Here is a 23,330-nt window from a genome sequence, read left to right on the forward strand (position 1 = left end):
GAATCGCCGGCGCGGAGGCCCTCAGCGCGGGGCACCCTCAGCCGGGGAATCGTCAGCGCTGGGAATCGTCAGCGCTGGGGATCGTCAGCGCGGGGGGATCGTCAGCTCAGCGGGAACTCGGCTATGGCGGTGAGGCCGCCCTCGCCGGTGCGCAGGTCCAGCCGGGACGCCACGCAGCGCACCAGCCAGAGGCCCCGGCCGCCGCTCGCGGTCGGCTCCGGCCGGACCCGGCCGGCCTGGGTCGGGTCGATCAGGCCGGGGCCGTCGTCACGGACCACGCAGCGCAGCACGCCGTCGTCGGCGGACAGCCACAGCCGCCCCCGCCCGCCGCCGTGGCGCACCGCGTTGCTGGCGAGTTCGTAGGCGGCCAGGACGAGGTGCTCGACCGTCTCCCGGGGCAGGCCCAGCGTGGCCCCGTGAGCGGCCACCGCGTTGCGCAGCGACACCAGGCCGGCGCGGTCGAACGTCTGCTCCAGCAGCAGCCCCCTGGCGGTCTCCGGGGCGGAGTCGGCCGCGGTCGAGGCACGCTCGCGTTCAGTGCTCACCGGGCGCCACCCGCAGACGCAGCTGTTCGACGTTTCCGGCGCCGACGTGGCCCAGCACCGTACGCACCAGGCCCCGGCACAGCACGGTCATGCCCCGCCCCGGCCCCAGCGTCGCGGCCGCCTGCACCAGCGCGCCGGCCGTGGCCGCGTCGATGAACCGCAACCGCGCGAGGTTGACGTGCACGTGCGCGTCGAGCCGGACGGCCTCGGCCAGCGCTTCCCGGAAGTCGTCGAGGGCGGTGTAGTCCAGCTCGCCGGCCACCCGGATGCCGGCGGGGGAGTGTTGCCGGCAGATGCGCAACACGGCGTCGTCGTGGTACACGGTGGCCGCGACCGCGCACGAGTGCGCCGCGGTCGTACTGGCCAGGGTCACGGCGTCGAACTGCTGGCGGTCGTACTGGCAGATAGCGGTCACCTGGGACGCGGCGAACAGCTTGCTCGCACCCTCTTCGAAGGTCACCAGATGTTCCACGCCGGCCACTGGCTGAGCCGCCCAGCCCATGTCGGCGCTGATCCGCAGGCCGGTGAAGCCGTCCCGGCGGGCCCGGTCGATCTCGCCGGTCAGCTCGTCGAGGACCCGGCCCGGCAGGAACCCGCCGCCGGCCAGCCACACCCGGGTCGGCTGCAGGTTGAGCTGGCCCTTTGCCGCGTACGGCTGGGTGACGACCCCACGCTCGGCCAGCCGCCCGCTCAGCGCGGCCGGGGCGTACGAGTCGGTGTAGCACAGCACCCGGTGCCCGGCCGACAGGCCGTCCCGGACGAAGGCGGCCACGATGTCCAGCCGCTCGTCTTCGTCGGAGAAGGTCAAGCAGGCGTGGTCTCCGGGACCCAGCCGATCGACCGATGTCGCTGCGCCCAAACCCGGTCTCCCTCCCCCGACGCGGCGTGGATCAGGGCAAGGTTAGCCGCATCGGCTCGACCGCGCAGTGCGGCCGGGCAACCCCGGCCGCCAGCCCCACCACCAGCGGCGGCGCGCGACGATCCCAGCGCGTTCAGGCGGTCGGACAATTCCGGCCAAGCGCCCGGACGATCCCCGTCAGTCCGCGTCGACGGAGCCGGTGAGCCGCAGCCGGCGCTGGGCGCGCTGGTAGAACGTGGTGCGCCCCAGCCGCACCACCTGTGCCGCGCTGTCCACCACCGTGAGGTCCAGCACGTCACCGGGGCGCAGGTAGCCGGTCAGCTGGCCGTCCGCCTCCATGCCCACCTCGCCGCTGCCCGGCAGGATCTCCAGGGTCAGCTTCTCGCCGGTGGACAGGAACAGCGCGCGGTTGAACGCCGAGTGCGGGGCGACGGGGGTGACCAGCAGCCCGGACGCGTTGGGCGACACGATCGGCCCGCCGGCCGAGAAGCTGTACGCGGTGGAGCCGGTCGGCGTGGCCACGATGACCGCGTCCGCCCCGTACCGCACGAATGGGTGCCCCTCGACGTGTACCTGCACGACACACACCGGATGTCCGGGTATCCGCATCATGGCCACGTCGTTGAAGGCCAAGGTCTGGCGACCGCCCCCGGACGCGGACAGCCCCGACCGCGGCTCGGTGGTGAACTCGTGCGCGTCGATCGCGACCAGCGCGTCGGCCAGGTCCGGCGGGTCCACCTCGGCCAGGAACCCGAGCTTGCCGAGGTTGACGCCGAGCACCGGGACCTGCTTGGTGCTGGACAGCCGCATCGCGCGCAGCATGGTGCCGTCGCCGCCCAGGCTCACGATCAGGTCGGTGCGCTCGGCCAGCTCCTCCTGCGAGACCTCGGGGATGGGCCGTCCGGTCCGGCCGCCCTCGCCAGGCAGGCCGAGCACGGTGGCACCCTTGCGGTTCGCCCACGAGCAGATCAGGTCGATGGCCGGAGTGCAGTCCCGGGCCGGGTGCAGAACGAGGCCGACGGCGTTAATCATCCCCACGGCTCGATTCTGCGGCATCGCCGGTCCGGGCGTGGCGGGTGGCCCGTCTCCGATCCGGTTCCCAGCCGGCTTGGACGGTGTTTTGAGCCGATTCAAGCCTTCCGGGTGAAGCGGTTCTTCCTTTGCGTGGCTGGGTAGGGTGGTTTCGCTGCCGACATGAGGGGGTTCCATGCGCGCATTGACCGTACGGCCGGGGGTTGCCGATTCGCTTGCGCTCAGTGACGTCGATGAGCCGCCACCATCCGAGGGTTCGGTGCTGGTCGACGGGCTGTGCGTGGGGCTGTGTGGCACCGATACGGAGATCGTCTCCGCCGAGTACGGCGAGGCGCCACCAGGCTCCGAGCTGCTCGTCCTTGGCCACGAGAACCTGGGTCGGGTGGCGCAGGCGTCCCCGGATTCCGGATTGTCCGCCGGCGACCTGGTCGTCGGGATCGTCCGGCGACCCGACCCGGAGCCGTGCGCCGCCTGCGCGGCCGGCGAGTGGGACATGTGCCGCAACGGCAAGTACGTCGAGCACGGCATCAAGGGCCTGCACGGCTTCGCTCGCGAGCGGTGGCGCGCCGACCCGGATGCGCTGGTGCGGCTGGACCCGGGCCTGACCGACGTGGGCGTGCTGCTCGAGCCGACCACGATCCTGGCCAAGGCGTGGGAGCAGATCGACCGGATCGGCAGGCGGGCGTACTGGTCGCCCAGGGTCGCGGTGGTCACCGGGGCCGGGCCGGTGGGCCTGATGGCGGCGTTGCTGGGGGTGCAGCGGGGCCTGGAGGTGCACGTGTTCGACCGGGTCACCGACGGACCCAAGCCGCAGCTGGTGGCCGACCTCGGCGCCACGTACCACGCCGAGCACCTGCCGGACAGCAAGCTGGAGGCGGATGTGCTCATCGAGTGCACCGGCGTGCCGTCGGTCATCGTCGACCTGCTCAGCCTCGGCGCGAACGACAGCGTGACCTGCCTGACCGGGGTCTCCTCGGTCGGCGCCACCATCCCGCTGGACATCGGCGGCCTCAACCGCAACGCGGTGCTGCGCAACGATGTGATCTTCGGGACGGTCAACGCCAACCGGCGCCACTACGAGGCCGGGGTCGCCGCGCTGGCCGCCGCCGACCGGGCCTGGCTGAACCGTCTGATCAGCCGCCGGGTGCCGCTGGCGGACTTCCGGGAGGCGTTCGCGCGCAAACCGGAGGATGTCAAGGTGGTGCTGGAGCTGGGAGCCGCCGGGTGAGCCGGATCGAGGACTACGCGCTCATCGGCGACCTGCACACCGCCGCGCTGGTCGGCCGGGACGGCTCGATCGACTGGCTGTGCCTGCCCAACTTCGATTCTCCGGCCTGCTTCGCGGCCCTGCTCGACGAGCCCAAGGCCGGCCGCTGGCTGCTCGCGCCCAAGGGCGGGGGCACCTGCCGGCGCCGCCGGTACCGGGGCGACACCCTGGTGCTGGAGACGGAGTGGCACACGCCCACCGGGCACGTCCGGGTGATCGACTACATGCCGCCCCGAGGTACCGCCTCGGACGTGATGCGCATCGTCGAGGGCGTCAGCGGCACGGTGCAGATGCACACCGAGCTGACCCTGCGCTTCGACTACGGCCGGGTGGTGCCCTGGGTGCGCCGGGTGCCGACCGGGATCGAGGCGATCGCCGGGCCGGACGCGGTGTGGCTGCGCACCCCGGTGCCGCTGCGGGGCGAGGAGAAGTCCACGGTCGCCGACTTCACGGTGAGCGCGGGGCAGCGGGTTCCGTTCGTGATGACCTGGTCGCCCAGCTACAAGCGCGCGCCGGACCGGCTGGACGCCGAGCGGTGCCTGGCCGAGACCATCGCGTTCTGGGAGGGCTGGTCGTCACGGTCGCGGGTGACCGGCCGCTGGCGCTCGGTCATCCAGCGTTCGCTGATCGTGCTCAAGGCGCTGACCTTCGCGCCCACCGGTGGCATCGTGGCCGCGGCCACCACCTCGCTGCCCGAGCAACTCGGCGGCCCGCGCAACTGGGACTACCGGTACTGCTGGCTGCGCGACTCGACGTACACGCTGCAGGCCCTGCTGGCGGCCGGGTACGTGGACGAGGCGAAGGCGTGGCGGGACTGGCTGCTGCGTACGGTCGCCGGTGACCCGTCCGAGCTGCAGATCATGTACAGCATCGACGGCACCCGCCGGCTGCCCGAGTACGAGCTGCCCTGGCTGTCCGGGTACGAGGGCTCGGCGCCGGTACGGGTCGGCAACGCGGCGGCCGGCCAGCTGCAACTGGACGTGTGGGGCGAGGTGCTCGACGGGCTCTACCTGGCCCGCCAGGGCGGCCTGCACTCCGACAGCAACGCCTGGGATCTGCAGGTCGCGTTGCTGGACTACCTCGAGGGGGCGTGGCGCGAGCCGGACAACGGGCTGTGGGAGATGCGCGGCCCGCGCCGGCACTTCACCCACTCCAAGGTGATGGCCTGGGTGGCCTTCGACCGGATGGTCCGCAACCACCGGGAGTTCGGCCTGCCGGGCGACGTGAACCTGTGGGAGGCGCGGCGCGACGAGATTCACGCCGAGGTCTGCGAGCAGGGCTTCGACGCCAAGCGCAACACCTTCGTGCAGTCGTACGGCAGCGCCGAACTGGACGCCAGCCTGCTGCTGATCCCCAGGGTCGGGTTCCTGCCGGGCAACGACCCGCGGGTGGTCGGCACGGTCGACGCGGTCGGCCGCGAGCTGACCGAGGACGGCTTCGTGCTGCGGTACCGGACCGGCGCCTCCGACGACGGGCTGCCCGGCTCCGAGGGGGTCTTCCTGGCCTGCTCGTTCTGGCTGGTCGACGCGTTGCACGCGATCGGTCGGGAGGAGGACGCGGTCGACCTGTTCGAGCGGCTGCTCACCCTGCGTAACGACGTCGGCCTGTTCAGCGAGGAGTGGGATCCCAAGGCGCAGCGGCAGCTGGGCAACACGCCCCAGGCGTTCAGTCACTTCCCGGTGATCGTCAGCGGGCTGCAGCTGCACGCCCGCCGGCACCGCCGCAGTGACCAGCCAGTACCGGCTCCGGCAGACTAGCGCGCATGATAAGCCGGGTGGGTGGGTCTTCGCGCATAATTGCGCTATCCGCTCATCTGGTTATGTCGCACTATCTGAAGATGTCATGCGTCGCGGCCCTGTACACGCTTGCGTTAGACCAGCGACGGCACAAGCGGAGGGGGAGCGAGAGTGCGAGAGCCAGCATTACTGGTAGTTGATGGTGCGAACGTGGTGGGCTCGGTTCCGGATGGATGGTGGCGGGACCGGCCGGCCGCGGCGGCCCGGCTGCGTGACGCCCTGGTGCCCGTGGCCAGCGGGGGGCTGGCCAGGGTGAAGACGCCGGTCGAGATCGTCCTGGTGGTCGAGGGCGTGGCGTCCCGGCTGCCGGAGGTACCCGGTGTGCAGGTGGTCCGGGCCGACGGCTCGGGCGACGACGCGATCGTGGAGCTGGTCAAGGACCGGGGGCCCGAGCGCAAATGCGTGGTGGTGACCGCCGACCGGGAGCTGCGCAGCCGGGTCGGGGAGCTGGGCGCCTCCGTGCTCGGCCCGCGGTCGCTGCCGTATCCGTAGGCCGGAACATCCGCTGCTCGCCTGCGCCGGCGACCGCCCGCCGGCGCGGGCGACCGAACGATGAAGGGCCGGCCCACTCCGCGGGGAAGTGGGGCCGGCCCTTTCTGACTGCGGCCCGGGCTCAGGTCGAGACGGGCTCGGCCTGCCCGATGAACGTCCGCCACTGCGCGGCGTACAGACCGTCCGCCTCCAGCAGCTCGTCGTGGGTACCGATCTCCGCCACCTTGCCCTGGTCGAGCACCACTATCCGGTCCGCCCGCGCGGCCGTGGTCAGCCGGTGCGCCACCACCAGGGTGGTGCGCCGGTTGGCCAGCCGGTCGGAGGCTTGCGTGACGATAGCCTCGGTGGCCAGGTCCAGCGCGGCGGTCGCCTCGTCCATCAGCAGCACGTCCGGTTCGACCAGCTCCGCCCTGGCCAGCGCGAGCAGTTGCCGCTGCCCGGCGGACAGGTTGCGCCCACGCTCCGAGATCGGGTGCAGGTACCCGCCCGGTAGCCGGGCGATCATGTGGTGCGCGCCCACCCTCGTCGCGGCCGCCTCGATCTCGGCGTCGGTGGCGTCCGGCCGGCCGTACGCGATGGTGTCCCGCACCGTGCCCGGGAACAGGTACGCCTCCTGCGGCACGACGCCGAGCCGGTGACGGTACTCGGCCAGGTCGTACCGGCGCACGTCCACGCCGTCCACCTCGACCGAGCCGCCGGTCACGTCGTAGAACCGGGACACCAGCTTGACCAGCGTGGACTTGCCGGCGCCGGTCTGCCCGACCAGCGCCACGGTCTCGCCGGGCTCGATCGCCAGGGTGACCCCGCGCATCGCCTCGGCGGTGTCCGGGCCGTACCGGAACCGCACGTCGCGCAGGTCGATCCGCCCGGTCAACCGGCCCGGTACCGGCACCGGGTCGGTCGCCGCCGGCGTGGAGGTCGGCGTGCGCAGCAGGTCGCTGACGCGGCGCAGGCCGACGGCCGCCTGCTGGTACCCGTCGAAGACCTGCGACAACTGCTGCACCGGTGAGAAGAACATGTCGATGTAGAGCAGGTAGGCGATCAGCGCCCCGGCCGTCAGCGACCCGGCGTGCACCAGGTGCGCGCCCACGACCAGGGCCAGCGCGCCCGCGGAGCTCGACAGGAACTGCACGAACGGGAAGTAGATCGCGATGTAGCGCTGGGCCCGGGTACGGCTGACCCGGTAGTCGTTGCTGCGCCCCGAGAACCGCTGCCGATTGGTCTGCTCCCGGCGGTACGCCTGGGTGGTGCGCATGCCGGCCACATTTTCCTGCAGGTCGGCGTTGACGATGCTGACCTTCTCCCGGGCCTCGGTGTACGCCTTCGACGACTTGGCCCGGAACAGCAGCGTGGCGACGAGCATCACGGGCAGGGTCGACAGCACGACCAGGCCCAGCTCCAAGTTGATCAGCAGCAGTGCGATCAGGATGCCCGCGAAGGTCAGCACGCTGACCGCCGCGGTGGCCAGGCCGGTCTGCAGGAACGTGGAGAACGCGTCGATGTCGCTGGTCATCCTGGTCATGATCCGGCCGGACAACTCGTGCTCGTAGTAGTCCAGGCCGAGCCGCTGCAGGTGGGAGAAGGTCTTGACGCGCAGCGTGTACAGCAGCCGTTCGCCGTTGCGCCCGGCCACCCGGATCTGCCCGATGTTGATCACGACGTCGATCAGCACCACCACCAGGCCGATCACCGAGACGGTCAGGATGATCGGGAAATGCCCGTGCTCGACGCCCCGGTCCACCCCGTCGCGGGTCAGCACCGGCAGCACCAGGCTGGCGATCGCGTCGAGCGCGACCAGCACCAGGGCGAACAGCAGCGGGCGCAGCACCGGCCGCAGCAGCCGGCCCAGGCCGAACGCCGGGTCGGGCGCGCGCACCGAGGTCTCGTCCACGTGCGGCTCGTCGGTGGCCGGTGGCAGCGTCGCGACCTGGGCGAGCAACTCCGGCGTCGGGGGGATGCTGGCCATGAACCCGGACATCGGGCCGCCGGCACCACCACCGCCACGGGCCATGCCGGCCCGGCCCATGCCGCCGCCCCGGGGCAGGCCGGCCGCCGCCGCTGAACTGCCGGCGGTCTCGCGGTAGGCCGGCTGGCCATTGTCGTCGCCGTCGATCTCGCGGACCCACAGCTGCGGGGTGATCCCGTCGACTCGCTCGCCGGTGTCCTCCCCGGCCGGCCGCTCGACCGGCAGTTCGCCGGCGTCGACGCCCTCGGCGTCGGTACCCGGGCCGGACAACAGCAGCCGGTACAGCGGGCAGCGCTCCTCCAGCTCGTCGTGGGTGCCGACGTCGACCACCCGGCCGGCGTCGAGCACCGCTATCCGGTCGGCCAGCGCCAGCGTGGAGCGGCGGTGCGCGATGAGCAGCGTGGTGCGCCCCTCCATCACCCGGTGCAGGGTGGCGTGGATTTCGGCCTCGACCCGGGCGTCCACCGCCGAGGTGGCGTCGTCCAGCACCAGTACCCGCGGATCGGTGATCAGGGCACGGGCCAGCGACACCCGCTGCCGCTGGCCGCCGGACAGGGTCAGGCCCTGCTCGCCGACCACCGTGTCGTACCCGTGCGGCAGCGCCATGATGAACTCGTGCGCCTCGGCCGCCCTGGCGGCGCCGATGATCTGCTCATCGGTGGCGTCCGGCCGGCCGTACCCGATGTTGGCCCGCACGCTCTCGGAGAACAGGAAGCTGTCCTCCATGACCAGCCCGACCGCCGAGCGCAGCGAGTCCAGGCGCAGCTCGCGCACGTCGCGGTCGCCGATGCGCACCGAGCCGCCGCGTACGTCGTAGAAGCGCTGCATCAGCAGCGAGATGGTCGACTTGCCGGAGCCGGCGGTGCCGATCAGCGCCACCGTCTCACCGGGGCGCACCGACAGCGAGAAGCCGTCGAGCACCGGCTGCGAGGCGACGTACCCGAAGCTCGCGTCGTCGAAGGTGACCCCGGGCGCCTCGGTGGGCGACAGTTCGACCGCGTCCGGGGCCTCGGTGACCACCGGGCGGGAGTCGATGATCTCGAAGACCCGGATCACGCTGGCCCGGGCCTGCTGGCCGATGGTCAGCAGGCCGGACAGCATCCGAACCGGGGCCACCAGCTGGGCCAGGTAGGTGGAGAAGGCCAGGAACGTGCCGAGGGTGATCTGGCCGTGCACCGCCAGGTAACCACCCAGCGCCAGCACGCCGACCTGGCCCAGGGCCGGGATGGCCTGCAGCGCGGGGGTGTAGTGGCTGTTGAACCGGTTGGCCCGCAGCCGCAGGGCGAACAGCCGGCGCGCCGTGCCGGCCAGCTTGCCCAGTTCCTGCTCCTCCTGGCCGAAGCCCTTGACCACCCGTACCCCGGTGATCGCGTCATCGACCACGGCGGCGACCTCGGCGGCCTGCTGCTGGGCCTCCCACGTCGCGGGGAACAGCTTGCGCCGGGACAGCATCGCCACCCACCACAGCCCGGGGCCGACCGCCAGCGCGACGACCGTCAGCAGCGGGGACAGCACCAGCATCACGACCAGCGAGATGACGAACAGCAGCAGGTTGCCCAGCATGATCGGCAGCATTCCGAGCAGCGCCTGCACCATGGTGATGTCCGAGGTGGCGCGGCCGATGAGCTGTCCGGTCTGCAACTCGTCCTGGCGCGCGCCGTCCAGCCGGGACAGCGCGGCGAACATGTCGTTGCGCAGGTCGTGCTGGACGTCCAGGGACAGCCGGCCGCCCTCGTACCGGCGGATGTACGACGCGCCGTAGTTCACCAGTGCGGCGAGGATCAGAGCCGCGGCCAGGGGCGCCAGGGCGTCGCGCCGGCTCAGGATCGAGTTGTCCACGATCGACCGCTGTAGCAGCGGTACCAGCGCGGTCAGCGCCATGCCCACCACCGACGAGCCGAAGGCGAGCACCACCCGCAGCCTGAACCGCCAGCAGTACGCCAGCAGCCGGCGCAACCAGCCGTCCCCGTTCACCGCACCTCCTTCTCCGCCGCGGCGGATACCCGGCCGCGGAGCCACTCGTCCAGCACGTCACCGGCGTCGGCCAGGCCGTCGATCAGCTGGTCGGCGTCGGCCATCCGGCCCAGCAGCGGCGCGAGCGCGTCCTGGTACGCCTCGTCGGCGCGGGCCAGTGCCGTCCGGCCGGCGTCGGTCAGCTGCAGCCGCACGATCCGCCGGTCGCCCGGCTCGCCGCACCGCTCGGCGTACCCGGCGGCGATCAGCCCGTCGGCCAGCGCGGTCAGCGTCGGCTTGCGTACCGCCAGCCGCTGGGCCAGCCGCGCCGAGCGCTCACCGCCCTCGCTGAGCACGGCGAGCATCCGGTACTGCGGGATGGTTACCCCGGCATTGGCGAATTCCAGCATCCGCTGGAGGCGGGCGAGCACCCGGACCGCCCGCAGCCGGCGGGGCGGCGTCGGTGACGTCATGTTAGAAATCCTAATGGTTCGACCACCTAACCTTCGACGCGTGAGATAGAGATCACCGGCGCCCGTGCGGGGACGACGGCCGCGCGCGGGGCGGGACGGGACGCTGGGGGGCGTTCGGGGCGCCCCGCCCGCCGAGCGGGCTCAGCCGCCGGGGCTCAGCCGCCGGGGCTCAGCCGCCGGGGCTCAGCCGAGCAAGGCTCAGCCGAGCGGGGCTCAGCCGAGCGGGCGGAAGCTGGCCATGATGGCCCGGTACTGGTCCTCGCTGGTCTGCCAGTCGAACTGCCGGGTGCGCCAGGCCACCGCGTAGGCGTGCTGGGGGGACGCGATGACGCAGCGGTCCAGGCCGTGCTGGGTCGTCTGGCTGGAGTCCGAGAACGTGTACTCCCACTGGGCGGCGCCGTCAAAGTAGTACGGCACCTTGGTGATCCCCAGGTCGGTGTAGCCAGTGGGCGCGCCGGCGGCCAGCAGGTTGGTCTCCGCCCGGCGCCAGTGCGAGATCGGGTCGCCGTCGGGCGTGAACGGCTCGATGGCCAGCACCCGCAAATTGCCCGGCTCCCGGAAGCACACCCCGTGCGGACCCGACGTCATGAGCCACCCGGCCGGTACGGAGATCCGGAATCCGGAGGGGTCCAGGTACCAGACGAACCCGGGCAGCAGCGCGTCCCACCCGGGCCGGGGCGGCATCGAGGCGACCGGTACCGGGTGGCCCGCCGCCGCGCACGCGTCGGTACCCAGTACCGGGACGGGGGAGGGTCGCGCCGTGGCCGGCGAAGGGGGGGCGGCGCTCGGCGTCACGCCCTGCCGGGCCGAATGCACCTGACGGCTCGAGTGCACCTGATGAGGCGAGTGCATCAGCATCGTGCCGACGCCGGCGAGCAGCACCGCCACCAGCAGGGACGCGGCGAGCCACGTACGGCGGCGGTGCGCCGGCCGCCAGGCCCACCAGGGTGGGCGGGCCGGGGCGCCGTCCGGGTCCTCGGCCGTCCCCGGCGAGGTCGCCGCCTCCCCCCGCCACACCGCCCCGGACTCCACGGGCGCGGCCTCCCGCACCCGGCGCTGGCCCGGAATGCGCCGCCGCCCGGTGCCGGCCTGGTCGATCACGCGCTGCAGGGCGCGCCGCACCTGGTCCGGCGTCATCCGGTCCTTCGGGTGGCGGCGCAGCAGCCCGCTGAGCACCGGCTTGAGCGCCCCGGCCCGCCGGGGCGGGTCGGGCAGCGCGGTGGCCAGCGCGGTGAGCGTCGCCATGGTGCTGGAGCGGGCGTACGGCGAGCGCCCCTCGACCGCGGCGTACACGGTGGCGCCCAGCGACCAGAGGTCGGACTCGGGGGTCGAGGTGCCGTCCCGGGCCCGCTCCGGCGCGACGTACTGCGCCGAGCCGAGGACCAGGCCGGGCATCGTCACCGCGCCGTCCGAGTCGAAGATGGCCAGGCCGAAGTCGGTGAGCACGGTCCGCCCGTCGTCGGCGATCAGCACGTTGCCCGGCTTCACGTCACGGTGCAGCACCCCGGCCTCGTGCGCCGCGCTCAGCGCGGCCAGCACGGACAGCCCGATCCGCGCCGCGCGCGCCGGGCTCACCGGGCCGTCGACGGCGATCACCTCGTGCAGGGAGCGGGACGGGACGTACTCCATGACGATCCACGGCCACTCCTCGGTGTGCACCACATCGTAGATCTTCACGACGTTGGGGTGGTTGAGCCGGGCCGCGGTGCGGGCCTCGCGCAGGGTGCGGAAGCGCAGTTCGGCGCGGTCGGTCTCGGACAGTCCCGCGGGCGGTACCACCTCCTTGATGGCCACGTCGCGGGCGAGTACCTCGTCGCGTGCCAGCCAGACCAGGCCCATGCCGCCGCCACCCAGCTGCTGCTGCAGGCGGTAACGGCCGGCCACCAGGGTCTGCGCAGATGCCATCGCTTCCCCACCCATGCCAGTCACGCCGCGACGGCGAACACCACGGTGTTGTCCAGGTAGGACCCGCGCCCGCGATCGAACCTGCCGCCGCAGGTAATCAACCGTAACTGAGGATCGGGGGTCGGGCCGTAGACCGTGGCGCTTGGGAAGGCCTTTTTCGAATATTCGGCGATCGACACCGCCCGGAAGGACAGCCACTGTCCCGCCCGTTCGACCTCTATCAACGCGCCGGGCCGCAGCCGGTTCAGCCGGAAGAACACCGCCGGCCCCTGGGTGGAGTCGATGTGCCCGGCGATCACCGCCGGGCCGATCTCGCCGGGCCGGGTCCCGTCCGCGTACCAGCCCGCGTCGCCCCAGGACCGCGGCGCCGCCAGCGAACCGTCCGGCAGCAGGTGCAGCGTCTCCAGCGGCGCGTCCACCCCGATGTCGGGGATGCGGACGCGCACGGGAGGGGCGTCGCCGGGCGGCCCGCCCGCCCCGGGTAGCCCGCCCGCGCCGGGTAACCCGCCCGCCCCGGGTAGCCCGTCCGCGCCGGGTAGGCCGGTGCCCGGCGACGCGGTGGCGGCCGGCGGCGTGCCCGGCGGCGCGGTCGAGCCGGCGAGCGGGTTCGTGGTCACGGCCGGGGCGGCGGCCGCCACCCCGGCCGCCAACCCGGTTCGCGCGGCGGGGGCGGGCGGCACGGCCCCGCCCCGGGTGTCGGGGGCCTGCGATCCGGGTGGCAGGGCCACCAGCAGGAGCACCCCGAGGGCGCCGGCGAGGCCCGTGGACAGCGGGCGGTCCCGCCGGGCCATGCGGGTCAACGCCGAGCGGCGCGGCGGCGGACCGCGATGGTGGCGCCGCTGACCAACGCGATCGCCGCGGCGACGAGGCCGATCGCGGGCAGCGGATTCCGGTGCTGGCTGCCCCCCGCGCCGGTGGCCACGCCGCCGCTGGGCACCCGGCCGCTGCGCAGCGCGTCCGACCGCAGTTGCGAGGTCAACCCGCCCGCCTTCGCGTCGAGCACGATCAGCGAGTACACGTTGCCGGCGCCCAGGCTGGCGCGCATCGTGCTGGTCGGGCCGCCCGATGTGCCCTGCGCCTTGACCGTCCACGTGCCGGCGGTCACGTCGAGGTACTGGGTGGTGGTGGCGAACGCGACGCCGTCGGCGATGTGGCTCCCGCCGGCGAGCCAGACGTCGAGCGCGGGCGCGCGCAGGGACGCCTGGATGATGCGCACCTTCGCCTTGCCGGCCGGCGGCAGGCTCAGGTCGTCGTCGATCACCTTGAGGCCCAGCGCCGCGTGCGTGCCGACCCCGGCCACCGTGTACGCCCCGCCGTCGGCCACCGTGACGGTGGTGGTCAGCACGGGGGGATCGCTGGCCGGCGCTCCGGCGGTGCGCATGGCGACCGCGTAGGTGCCGGTGGGCACGGTCAGGTACGTGGACACGGTGCCGTACCCGACGCCCGGGAACACCTGCGGCGAGCCGCCCGCCACGGAGCTGAGGTACACGTCAACGTCCGGGGTGTCGGGGGACAGGTGTGCGAGCCGGACATAGCCGACGGTGCCCGCGGCACCGCTCGGCGGCGCGGCGATGCCGCTCACGCCGAGCGCGAGCAGCGGGATGATGGCAAGGACACCGATCCGTCGACGCCACGCGGATGCTGACACGGATTACCTCCCTCACGTTCGGGCTGCTGGGCGGCACCGGCCGGCCGCGCCGTCGCCGACTTTAGCCATGATCGCGACAGAAGATGGTCCAATGTCCGACTCTGTCAAGCAGTCTTCCTAACATTCAGGTGCTGGTCCGGCGCCTAGGTATCGATGCAGATAGATCAATACCGAGGTCCCACGGGACGCGCCGCGGGCGCCCACCGACCGGCGTGCCATCATGTCGGACATGGTCGGGTCCGTGCTGCGGGTGGGTGCCCGCAACGCCCGCTTCCAGCAGTGGCAGGCGCTGCTGTCCAACCGCGCCAAGCGGCAGCGCGCCGGCGAGTTCCTGGTCCACGGGGTGCGGCCGATCAGTCTCGCGATCAGCCACGGCTGGCCGGTGCGGACGTTGCTGTACGACGACGACCGGGTCACCCAGTCCTCGTGGGCCGCCGAACTCCTCGACCGGGTGGACGCGGACCGGATCGCGGTCCGCGCCGAGCTGCTGGCCGAGCTGGGCGACAAGGCCGAGGGCGCGCCCGAGCTGATAGCGGTCGTCGGCATGCCACCGGACGACCCGGCCCGGATCCCGGTCGGCCCCGACCTGCTGGTGGTGGTCTTCGACCGACCGGGGAGCCCCGGCAACATCGGTAGCCTGATCCGTTCCGCCGACGCGTTCGGCGCGTCGGCCGTGGTCATCACCGGGCATGCCGCCGACCCGTACGACCCGAAATCGGTGCGGGCCAGTACCGGTTCACTGTTCGCGCTGCCGGTGGTGCGCCTGCCCAGCCACCGGCCGGTGCTGGATTGGGCCGAGGCGGTGCGCGGCGACGGCGTCCCGCTGCGGTTGGTCGGGGCCGACGAGCGGGGCCAGACGCCGATCGCCGAGCTGGACCTGACCGGGCCGACGGCCCTGGTGATCGGGAACGAGACGGTTGGGCTCAGCGGCGCGTGGCGCGAGGCGTGCGACGCCCTGATGCGCATCCCGATGTCGGGCGCGGCCAGCTCGCTGAACGCGGCCGCGGCCGGTTCTGTCGCGCTGTACGAGGCGGCCCGCCAGCGATCCGCCGGGTAGCGGGCGGGGGCCGGGTCATTGAGCTGGCTCCGAGGTTCGGGGCCGGCCCGGGAATCGAGGCGGCCCGAAAATTAAGGCGGGCCGGCGTCGATTCTGGTCGGCCCGAAAATTAAGGCGGGCCGGCGGTGATTCTGGTCGGCCCGAAAATTAAGGCGGGCCGGCGGTGATTCTGGTCGGCCCGAAAATTAAGGCGGGCCGGCGTCCACGGGGGAAGACGTCGGCCCAGCGATGGGAAGCATAGCCGCTCGACGGGGCCTTCGGCTAGTGCCCCATCGAGTTGCGTTGGCCGAATTGTGACGATCGGAGCTCCGGTCGTCCGCCCGCACGATGTGCCGCACGCCGATCGTGTGTGTGGGCCGGACCGTCCGGTCACCGCATGGGGCCGCGCGCACCTTCGCCGGGCGGATAGGATTCTTGGTGACCGCTCCGGCTGCCATCTGACGGGCCGGCCATAGACCCCCGCGGTCCCGCCGCGGCCCAGGGACGGAAGCCGCGTCGGGACCGCGGGCTCAACTTCGCTCTTTTCTTCGGCGAGGGCTCGAATTCCTCGAGCGAGGGCCCGGGATTCTCCGGTGGAGGCCCGTTCTTCGGCCGGTCGGCGCGTCCAGCGGGCGCGGCGAGTGGGTGCGGTGCTTAGCCGCGGTGGTTAGCCGAGGTGGTCAGCCGCGGTGCGGGTCGCGCCCGAACGCGCCGATCAACTGGTCCTGCTCGCTGGCGCAGTCGGGCACCGCCACCGGCGCGCTGATCACGCCGCTGACGCGCAACACGTCCTCCCGCTCGGCGAGCCACCGCGTGACCGCGTGCACCGCGTCCGGGTCCAGATGCAGCTCGGACCCTGTCGCCACCGCCAGGTCCCAGGAGTGCACCACGTGCTCGCTGAGCAGTTGGTGCAGGTACTCCTCGGCGGGAATGTCCCCGGTCGACAGATGCACCATGCGGCGCATCGCCCCCGGTACCGAGACCGCGGCGCGCGCCTCGCGGGCCGCCTCGGCGCAGCGGGCGCGCGGGTCGTCGCCGAGCAGGTCGCCCGCGAACCGGTCGTCGATCTCCCGCGCGGTGGCACCGTCGAGCAGCGGCACGGCCCGGCGCTCCGCGCCGATCACATGGTTTACCAGGGCCCGTACGTCCCAGCCGGGGCACGGCGTGGGCGCCGTCCACTGGTCGGGACGGACCTGCGCGACCCTGGCCTCAAAGCCGTCGATGCTGCGTTGGTAGAGCGCGGCCAGGTCCATGTGGTCACGGTACGCGAGAACGCTGTGGCCGTCCGGGGATCTGGTGGCTCACGCGACCGTCCCGCCCGCGCCCCGCCGCCGCCCGCGAAGGTGTTGCGTCGGCGCAGTATGTTGATCGTCTGACGGTGCGATGAGGGAGGTCACGGCCGATGAGTGGCGATGCCTCACCTGTTGGCTTGATTGGGGTTCTGTCGGTCGGTACCCGTGGGCCGGCCGGTCCCGGCGAGGTGATCATCAAGATTCGCGGTGGTTCCGAATGTTACCTCGCGTGGTCGCCGTCGCCCATCCCCAAGGGAGCCTCGGTTCTCGTCGTGGAGTCGCGCGGCGCGCGAGCCCTGGGCGTTGTTCAGTGGTCCGACACCGCTACCCCCCAGTCCGACGTTCTCGAATAGGAGAAACGACGTGTTCGGTTACCGGGTGCCAGCACCCGATCAGGCAATGCTCATCTCTGGGGGTAAGTCGAGAAACCCCAACACGCCCTTCCGGGTGGTTACCGGGCACGGCAAGTTCGTCATGCCGGTCTTCCGGAAGGTGCGTTTCCTGACCCTGGCCATGTGTGAGGCCGAGGTCGAGGAGATCTGTGTGACGAAGCAGGGCATCGCGTTGAACGTACGGGCGGTCATCGCGTTCAAGGTCGGCAACGACGATGAGAGCATCGTCAACGCCGGCCAGCGTTTCCTGTCCGACCAGGACCAGATGTCGATCCTGACCGGTCGGATCTTCGCCGGGCACCTGCGTTCGATTGTGGGATCGATGACGGTCGAGGAGATCGTCACCGAACGGCAGAAGTTGGCCACCGAGGTGCTGGACGGCTCCAAGGAGGAAATGGCCAAGATTGGGCTGACCGTCGACTCGCTGCAGATCCAGTCGATCGACGACATGAAGCTCGGCTACGTCGCCGCGATGGCCGCCCCGCACAACGCGGCTATCCAGCGGCAGGCGCAGATCGCCCAGGCGCAGGCCAACCAGGTGGCCGCCGAGGCGGAGCAGGAGTCCAAGCGCAAGCAGGCCGAGTACGCCCGGCAGACCTCGATCGTGCAGGCGCAGTACAAGGCCGAGATCGACCGGGCCCAGGCGGTCGCCGCCCAGGCCGGGCCGCTGGCCGAGGCGCAGGCACAGCGCGAGGTCATCGACGCGCAGACCGATCTCGCCCAGCGCGAGGCATCCCTGCGCCAGCAGCAGCTGGTCGCCGAGGTCATCAAGCCGGCCGAGGCGGAGGCCGAACGCGTGCGCGTGCTGGCCCAGGCCGACGCCGAGAAGATGAAGATTCAGGCCGAGGCGGCCGCCTCGAACGACCGGGTCGCGCTCGACCGCATGGTCATCGACCAGCTGCCGCAGATCGTCAAGGAGGCGGCGCGCGGCCTGGCCGGCGCGAACGTCAACATCCTCAACGGCGCCGACGGCCTCAGCGAGATCGCCGCCGGACTGGTGGGGCAGGGTCTGGCGATCCTCGAGTCGGTCAAGAAGGGCATCGCCGCGGACGTCGCCGAAACCGACGCCCGCGCCGAGGTCACCGAGAAGTAGAAGTAGCGCGAAAAACCGCCGGCCGGCGCCCTGGTTGGGCGCTGGCCGGCGGTCGCGTTTTCAGCGGGAGTACGCCTCGAACTCGTAGAGCGAGTACCCGTACGAGGTTGCCCGCTTCACTCCGGTCATCCGCACGTACCGTGCCGACGTCGCCGGGAACGTGTCGTTGTCCAGGCCGCCGTTGCCGGTGGTCGTGGACGAGACCGTACGCCAGGTGTTTCCGTCGCTGGACACGTCGATGCGGTACGCCGTGGCGTAGGCGTCCTCCCAGCGCAGGATCACCCGCCCGATCGACTGCGTCGAGCCCAGGTCCACCCTGATCCACTGGTTGTCGCTCCAGTTGCTGGACCACCGGCTGGTCGGGTCCCCGTCGGTCGCTTTGCCCGGCGTGTACCCGGTCAGCAGCTGGGTGCTCGACGCGCTGGCCGGCCGGCCCGCCGCCAGGTTGGCGATGGCGTCACCGCGGTGTGCGGGGAACGACACCACCTGCTGGTACGTGGGGCGGTTCTGCCAGGAGATCGGGGAGTCGGTGATGCCGCCCAGCGGGGACTGGACGATGGTGTCCGCGCACCACTGGTCGCCCGCGGAGCAGGTGTCGTCGCCCGGGTACACCTGGCTGGCCGGCTCGGCCGCGGCTTGGTCCACAGTGGACAGCAGCATGCTCCGGCAGGAGGCCAGGTTGCCGCCACCGCAGTAGGTCTGGGCGAGTGGGCCGGCTACCGGCTGGCCGAGTACCGAGCGGATGTCCTTGCTGACATAGCCCCACCAGCCGTACTGGAACGAGGAACCCTTGTGCGGCTGGGATTCGTTGGCCGAGCCCGGTACGCCGGAGACGCTGCCCTGCTGTCCGCCCGAGGGCGATTCGTTGACCTGCATCGCGTCGGCCAGGGCGGTGTAGAGCGGATCGCCCAGCGAGGACTCGAACTCGCCGGCCACCAACAGCGGCCACCACGCGTCGAAGGTGCGGATCGCCGCGGCGTACTGGTAGGTGTGGCTGCCCGGTGCCGTTTCGAGGCGGTGCGACCCGGCCGCGTACCACTGCTGCAGGGCGGCGACCGCCGGATCGCTGGTCGGCTGGCTGGTGAGCACCGCCAGCAGCGGGCCGAGATCCTCCTTGGCGCGCAGGTCGAGGTTGGCGGCGTCCTCCATCACCTTCACCGCGTCCGACCGGCTCAGCTTGTGGCCGCCCGCCAGCGCCGCCCGCACGCCCTCGTCGAGCAGCTGGGCGCGCTGCACCGGGCCGAAGCTGAAGTTGCCGTCGGCCGCGCTGTAGTCCTTGGCCTGCTTGTTGTTCCAGCTGACGAAGTAGTCCTGGTTGAGCGCCTGGGGATGGGCCGAGGCGGGCAGGTAGTCGGCGGTGTTGGTGTCCGGGTTCCAGCCGGACCACTCGTGCGCCGCGTCCGCCGTCATCGGCAGGTTCGGGTCGGCGCCCGCCGGCCGGACCGGGTTGAGCCCGGAGTCGAAGTACGCGTTCTGGGTGGAGTTGACGTAGAACCAGTTGAACGCGTAGCCGACGTTGGCCGCGGCCGCGTCGAACCCGGCGGCGTCGCTCATCGCCGACGGGTCGTCGAACATCTGGAACCCGATCGCCGAGTCGGCCTCGTGCCGGTAGGTCGAGCGCAGGCTGGTGAACGCCGTGGGTACCCCGTTCACCGTGCCGCGCCAGGACACCAGGCCGTACCGGGTCCGGTAGGTGACCAGCGTGTACGAGCCGGCCGGGGTCTCGTCGGCCAGGGTGGGCGTCCACGAGTCGGCCTGGGCCAGCCGATCCATCGGCAGGCACTGCCCGTGGTAGAGGTAGTAGTTGGCGGCGAGCGTCGGCGCGGCGCCGGACGGGTCGCACAGCGGCACCGCGTAGGTGTCGGTCATGTCCTGCTCGGCGGAGGTGGCGCTCCACGCGTAATCCTGGCCGCGGCCCAGCTGCACGTACAGGTTGAGCCCGGCGAAGGCCGCGCCGCGGGCGCTGATCCCCGGCCCCTGCAGTTCCTCCAGCATCAGCAACTGCGGGGAGAAGTACCCGGTCTGCGGGCCGAACACGGCGACCGGGTGGCCCGTGGCGGAGTCGGCGGCGGAGATGACCACGGCGTTGGACATGCCCTGGTGGGTCTCGCCGATGTTCAGTCCGGGCAGCGCCCCGGCCGCCGAGCCCGCCGCCGAGTCGGATGCCGCCGCCGAGCCCGCCGCCGCCGTCGCCGAGCCGGTCGGGTTGGTGACTACCGGTATCGGGGCGGCGCTGCCCCGGTCGGGCAGTACCACGCCGGTCGCCGAGGACGGCGACTGTCCGTACGGGAAGCTCTGTCCATTGTGGAGTGTCAGTACCGTCTCCGGGTCGTTCTGCTCCCGGAACGCCTGCCACACCTGGTCGCCCATTGTCGGCCCGTACTTGGCCCGGGCCTCCACCCGGACCAGCGCGGAGGTCATCTCGGCGCCGCCGCCCCCGCCGAACAGGCCGCCGACCACCCCGGAGATCGCGATCAGGTCGGTGGGCGTGAACGGCTGCGGGCCGCCCGCGTTGGTGATCGCGTCCAAATGCCCGGTGAGCACGTACTCGCCCGGGCAGTTCACCGGCCGAGCCGCCATGCAGTGTCCGATGTACCCGTTGATCCCGGCCAGGTAGTCGACCATGTCCGTGTAGAGCTGGGCGCCCCGGCTGCCGTCGGCGCGCAGGGTGTCCACCTGGGCCTGCAGGTCGGCCTCGGTGTACGGCGAGTTGCGCCACACGCTCTGCTCCAGCGCCCGGTTGGCCGGCGAGCCCCCGGCGAACGAGGTCAGCGTGCCCCGGCCGACGTGGCGCAGCAGATCCATGACGAACAGCCGGTCCTCGGCGCCGGCGTATCCGGCGCCGTACATGGTGCCGGAGCGGGTGGTGCCGGTGACGTGCGGTACGCCGGTGGCCTTGTCCCGCACGATGGTCACGTCGGAGCGGGGAGATTCGGTCGACTCGACCTGCCCGGCCGGCACCCCGAACGAACTGTCGTTGTAGAACTGGCCGATCTGCTCGTCGGTCAGGCCGGTGTAGCTGTTCAACAGGTTGGCGTACGCGTCGAGTTGGTCCGCGGAGTGCGCCGGCCGGGTGCCGAGGGCCTGGTGCGCGAGGATGTCGGCGAGCGTGGCGTTGCCGTTCTCGCCCGGCGGCAGGATGTCGTCGCACTGGTCGAGGCAGTAGTCATTGCCGGCCAGCACGCTGGCCGAGGCGGGCGCGGGGGACAGGAGCGGGGCGGCCAGCGCCCCGGCGCCGGCGAGGACCCCGGCGAGGGCGGCCCGTACCAGTCTGTTCCGGTGGCGCGGCGTGCGCCGCTGGGGCGAGTGACGACGCTGCATGGCTGCGGTTCCCTTCAACAGGGGCCGGAAGGCGACCGGCCGGGACGTGAATCGGGTTCGCATACCGGATAGTAGGTTCTGAGGGATCGACGGAGTCGAATGGCGAGGCTCGATTCACATCGCGCATCTCACGGCAAAAGGGGCATATAGGTCGCCTGCGGGACTCGGTAACGGCACGTCGCGGCCGGGCGACTGGCGCCGGCGAAGCCGGAAGTGCGATGGTCGTGCGGTGGACAGGTCAGCCGATCTCGAACTCGAGCCAGCGGACAGCGGCGCCCCCGACGGCGGTGGCGCTGCGGGCTCCGCTGGCACCGTCGGCACTGCTGGCTCCGTCGGCACTGCTGGCTCCGCTGGCACCGCTGCCTCCGCCGGCCACGCGGTGCCCGGCGCCAGGCGAGGACAATCCCGTGCAGCGAGGGCGGCCGGCACGGCTAAGCCGGTCGGCGCCACGCGGCCACCGGCCGGCACGGTCGGGCAGGGCGGGACGGTTGGGCAGGGCGGGACGGTGACGCCCGCCGAGCGGGCCGAGTCGGACGCCGCGCTGAGCTGGGCCGCGCGGGTGCAGCGGCTGGAGACCGAGCTGGCCGGGCTGCGCCGGGCGATGCGCGGCCGGGCCCTGATCGAGCAGGCCAAGGGGCTGCTCGCGGGCACACTGGACTGCACGCCGGACGCCGCGTTCGAGCACCTGTCCCGGCTGTCCCAGCACGAGAACCGCCGGCTGGTCGAGGTGGCGGCGCGGATCATGGGTACGGCCGTGCCGGCCGGCCTCGACGAGCCGGACCCCGAGCCCGAACCCGCGGGCGAGGGCTTCGCGTCGACCGTGTACGTCAACGCCTCCGGCGAGCCGGACGCGCTGGCGCCCGCCGCGCCCGCGGACGCGCCGGCCCTGCCCGCCGAGGCCCGGGTCCGGCTGCAGATTGTGACCAGCGCGGTGGCCTCCGCGCAGACCGTCGCGGAGATCGCCGAGCGGCTGCTCGCCGAGGGCGTCGAGTCGCTCGAGGCCGACGCCGTGCTGATCTACATTGCCGAGCCGGACGGTGCCCTGCGCATGGCCAGCTGCGCCGGGCTGCCCGCCCAGGTGGCCAGCGACTGGCAGCGGATCCCGTCCGCGGTGCCCACGGTGCTCGGCGAGGCGATCGCCAGCGGGTCTCCGCTGTGGTTCACCGCCCGCGACGAACACGGCTACCTGCTGGTCGGCGACGGGGCGGCCCGGGCGGCGCTGCCGCTGCGCCACGCCGGGCGCACCTTCGGCGTCCTGGAGCCGATCTGGGCGCTGCCGCGCGAGTTCTCCCCGGAGGATCGGGCGTACCTGGAGGCCCTGGCCGCCGCGGTCGCCACGCGGATCTGGCAGTTCGACCGGCTGGCCGTCGACGTGCTGGCCGCGCCCGGTCACTGGCTGCAGTCCGCGCTGGACACCGTGGCCGCCCCGACGCTCCTGCTGTCGCCGGTGCGCGACGAGGACGGCGCGGTGATCGACTTTTCCATCGACTTCGCCTCCTCACAGGCCGGGCAGCCGTACGACCAGGAGCCGGCGGAGCTGGTCGGTGCCCGGCTGCTGGACGTGCGCCCCACCCTCGCCGTGGCCGGGGTCTTCGACGCGTACCGGCAGGTCCTGCTCACCGGTACGCCCTGGCGGCGGTCCGCCCAGACCGAGACGATCCTGGTCCGGGGCAAGCCCCGGCAGGTGCTGATCAGCCACGCCGCCGCCCGGCTGGGCGACGGGCTGCTGGCCAGCTGGCAGGTGCACGACGCCGAGGCGGAGCTGGCCCGGGCGGCCGTGGTCGAGGATCTGGGCAAGCTCGGCTACGCCGAGTGGGAGATTGGCAGCGGGCAGCTGCGCTGGTCGGCCGGCATGTACCGGATCTTCGACCGGAGCCCGTCGCGCGGTCCGCTGTCGCTGGACGAGATCCCGGCGCAGGTGCTGCCGGAGGACCTCCCGGACCTGGAGCGCGAGCTGCGCGCCCTGATCGCCGAGCGGAGCCCGGCGGAGATCCAGTTCCGGATCGCGTTGCGTGGTGGGGCCCGGGCGCTGCGGGTGCTCATCCGCCCCACCTACGACGCGGCCGGCGAGCTGACCCTGGTCCACGCGGTCGCACAGGACGTGACCGAGCTGCGGCTGCGGGCCGACTCCGCGCGCCGGGACCAGCAGGTCGCGGCCATGCGCCGGGTGCACAAGGGTGGCCGGACGAGCGGGTCCTGACACTGGGTGACGGCCGGTCGCGCCACCGGCCGCGGCGGCTCGGCGTATCGTCACCGTGAC

The 23,330-nt window shown here is 72.5% G+C and carries 16 protein-coding genes; 6 read left to right on the top strand and 10 right to left on the bottom strand.

Translation table 11 applies throughout. The annotated features are described in order from the left end of the window. Window positions 1–101: 101 nt before the first annotated feature. The 3 genes from ABEA87_RS30015 to ABEA87_RS30025 form a co-directional block, all read right to left on the bottom strand. The gene (locus tag ABEA87_RS30015; RefSeq protein ID WP_345635295.1) at window positions 102–545 is read right to left on the bottom strand and encodes an ATP-binding protein; all 444 of its coding nucleotides are present in this window, start codon (window positions 543–545) and stop codon (window positions 102–104) included. Beyond that, window positions 535–1,353 (bottom strand): MEDS domain-containing protein, encoded by an 819-nt coding sequence (locus ABEA87_RS30020; RefSeq protein ID WP_345635297.1) that lies wholly within the window; start codon window positions 1,351–1,353, stop codon window positions 535–537. Before ABEA87_RS30020 ends, ABEA87_RS30015 begins: the two co-directional genes overlap by 11 nt. A 228-nt stretch (window positions 1,354–1,581) precedes the next feature. Continuing rightward, on the bottom strand, window positions 1,582–2,436 hold the full coding sequence (locus ABEA87_RS30025; protein WP_345635366.1) for an NAD(+)/NADH kinase: 855 nt from the start codon (window positions 2,434–2,436) through the stop codon (window positions 1,582–1,584). A gap of 175 nt (window positions 2,437–2,611) precedes the next feature. On the opposite strand from ABEA87_RS30025, the gene ABEA87_RS30030 reads away from it, so the two are divergent. The 3 genes from ABEA87_RS30030 to ABEA87_RS30040 all read left to right on the top strand — a co-directional run bounded on the left by ABEA87_RS30030 (window position 2,612) and on the right by ABEA87_RS30040 (window position 5,991). Next, window positions 2,612–3,664, top strand: coding sequence for a glucose 1-dehydrogenase (locus tag ABEA87_RS30030; RefSeq protein WP_345635299.1), 1,053 nt, complete (start codon window positions 2,612–2,614; stop codon window positions 3,662–3,664). After that, window positions 3,661–5,460, top strand: a complete 1,800-nt coding sequence (locus ABEA87_RS30035) for a glycoside hydrolase family 15 protein (RefSeq protein WP_345635301.1) — start codon at window positions 3,661–3,663, stop codon at window positions 5,458–5,460. Before ABEA87_RS30030 ends, ABEA87_RS30035 begins: the two co-directional genes overlap by 4 nt. Before the next feature lie 150 nt (window positions 5,461–5,610). Then, the gene (locus ABEA87_RS30040) at window positions 5,611–5,991 is read left to right on the top strand and encodes a hypothetical protein (RefSeq protein ID WP_345635303.1); all 381 of its coding nucleotides are present in this window, start codon (window positions 5,611–5,613) and stop codon (window positions 5,989–5,991) included. Window positions 5,992–6,112: 121 nt separating this feature from the next. Here ABEA87_RS30040 and ABEA87_RS30045 read toward each other — a convergent pair whose 3' ends face one another. The 5 genes from ABEA87_RS30045 to ABEA87_RS30065 form a co-directional block, all read right to left on the bottom strand. Further along, window positions 6,113–9,931 carry an ABC transporter ATP-binding protein gene (locus tag ABEA87_RS30045; RefSeq protein WP_345635305.1) on the bottom strand — a complete coding sequence of 1,273 codons (3,819 nt, stop codon included), beginning with the start codon at window positions 9,929–9,931 and terminating at the stop codon, window positions 6,113–6,115. Next, entirely contained in the window at window positions 9,928–10,383 is a 456-nt protein-coding gene (locus tag ABEA87_RS30050; RefSeq protein ID WP_345635306.1) for a MarR family winged helix-turn-helix transcriptional regulator, read from the bottom strand. The genes ABEA87_RS30045 and ABEA87_RS30050 overlap by 4 nt, the downstream gene beginning before the upstream one ends. 213 nt (window positions 10,384–10,596) lie before the next feature. Next, window positions 10,597–12,288 (bottom strand): serine/threonine-protein kinase, encoded by a 1,692-nt coding sequence (locus ABEA87_RS30055; protein WP_345635308.1) that lies wholly within the window; start codon window positions 12,286–12,288, stop codon window positions 10,597–10,599. Between the two features lie 20 nt (window positions 12,289–12,308). Beyond that, window positions 12,309–13,079 carry a class F sortase gene (locus tag ABEA87_RS30060; RefSeq protein WP_345635310.1) on the bottom strand — a complete coding sequence of 257 codons (771 nt, stop codon included), beginning with the start codon at window positions 13,077–13,079 and terminating at the stop codon, window positions 12,309–12,311. Window positions 13,080–13,084: 5 nt separating this feature from the next. Then, window positions 13,085–13,936, bottom strand: a complete 852-nt coding sequence (locus ABEA87_RS30065; RefSeq protein ID WP_345635311.1) for a DUF4397 domain-containing protein — start codon at window positions 13,934–13,936, stop codon at window positions 13,085–13,087. A gap of 229 nt (window positions 13,937–14,165) precedes the next feature. Between ABEA87_RS30065 and ABEA87_RS30070 the strand changes: the two genes are divergently transcribed. After that, entirely contained in the window at window positions 14,166–14,993 is an 828-nt protein-coding gene (locus ABEA87_RS30070; RefSeq protein ID WP_345635313.1) for a TrmH family RNA methyltransferase, read from the top strand. Between the two features lie 659 nt (window positions 14,994–15,652). On the opposite strand, the gene ABEA87_RS30075 is transcribed toward ABEA87_RS30070, so the two are convergent. Continuing rightward, complete coding sequence (locus ABEA87_RS30075) at window positions 15,653–16,225, bottom strand: TIGR03086 family metal-binding protein (RefSeq protein ID WP_345635314.1); 573 nt, start codon at window positions 16,223–16,225, stop codon at window positions 15,653–15,655. 402 nt (window positions 16,226–16,627) lie between these two features. Here ABEA87_RS30075 and ABEA87_RS30080 point away from each other — a divergent pair, with 402 nt between their 5' ends. Next, window positions 16,628–17,749 carry an SPFH domain-containing protein gene (locus tag ABEA87_RS30080; RefSeq protein WP_345635315.1) on the top strand — a complete coding sequence of 374 codons (1,122 nt, stop codon included), beginning with the start codon at window positions 16,628–16,630 and terminating at the stop codon, window positions 17,747–17,749. Between the two features lie 60 nt (window positions 17,750–17,809). On the opposite strand, the gene ABEA87_RS30085 is transcribed toward ABEA87_RS30080, so the two are convergent. After that, window positions 17,810–21,070: a penicillin acylase family protein gene (locus ABEA87_RS30085; RefSeq protein WP_345635317.1), complete on the bottom strand. Its 3,261-nt coding sequence runs from the start codon at window positions 21,068–21,070 to the stop codon at window positions 17,810–17,812. 505 nt (window positions 21,071–21,575) lie between these two features. Here ABEA87_RS30085 and ABEA87_RS30090 point away from each other — a divergent pair. Beyond that, window positions 21,576–23,270 carry an ANTAR domain-containing protein gene (locus ABEA87_RS30090; protein WP_345635319.1) on the top strand — a complete coding sequence of 565 codons (1,695 nt, stop codon included), beginning with the start codon at window positions 21,576–21,578 and terminating at the stop codon, window positions 23,268–23,270. Window positions 23,271–23,330: the final 60 nt, after the last annotated feature.

This window comes from Rugosimonospora acidiphila (assembly GCF_039543385.1).
GTDB classification, from domain to species: Bacteria; Actinomycetota; Actinomycetes; order Mycobacteriales; family Micromonosporaceae; genus Rugosimonospora; species Rugosimonospora acidiphila.

Bases quoted from the DNA above. Each gene is read 5' to 3' on its own strand.
- ABEA87_RS30025 (WP_345635366.1), bottom strand. From the start codon at position 2,436: ATGATTAACGCCGTCGGCCTCGTTCTGCACCCGGCCCGGGACTGCACT.
- ABEA87_RS30030 (WP_345635299.1), top strand. From the start codon at position 2,612: ATGCGCGCATTGACCGTACGGCCGGGGGTTGCCGATTCGCTTGCGCTC.
- ABEA87_RS30050 (WP_345635306.1), bottom strand. From the start codon at position 10,383: ATGACGTCACCGACGCCGCCCCGCCGGCTGCGGGCGGTCCGGGTGCTC.
- ABEA87_RS30055 (WP_345635308.1), bottom strand. From the start codon at position 12,288: ATGGCATCTGCGCAGACCCTGGTGGCCGGCCGTTACCGCCTGCAGCAG.
- ABEA87_RS30060 (WP_345635310.1), bottom strand. From the start codon at position 13,079: ATGGCCCGGCGGGACCGCCCGCTGTCCACGGGCCTCGCCGGCGCCCTC.
- ABEA87_RS30070 (WP_345635313.1), top strand. From the start codon at position 14,166: ATGGTCGGGTCCGTGCTGCGGGTGGGTGCCCGCAACGCCCGCTTCCAG.
- ABEA87_RS30075 (WP_345635314.1), bottom strand. From the start codon at position 16,225: ATGGACCTGGCCGCGCTCTACCAACGCAGCATCGACGGCTTTGAGGCC.
- ABEA87_RS30085 (WP_345635317.1), bottom strand. From the start codon at position 21,070: ATGCAGCGTCGTCACTCGCCCCAGCGGCGCACGCCGCGCCACCGGAAC.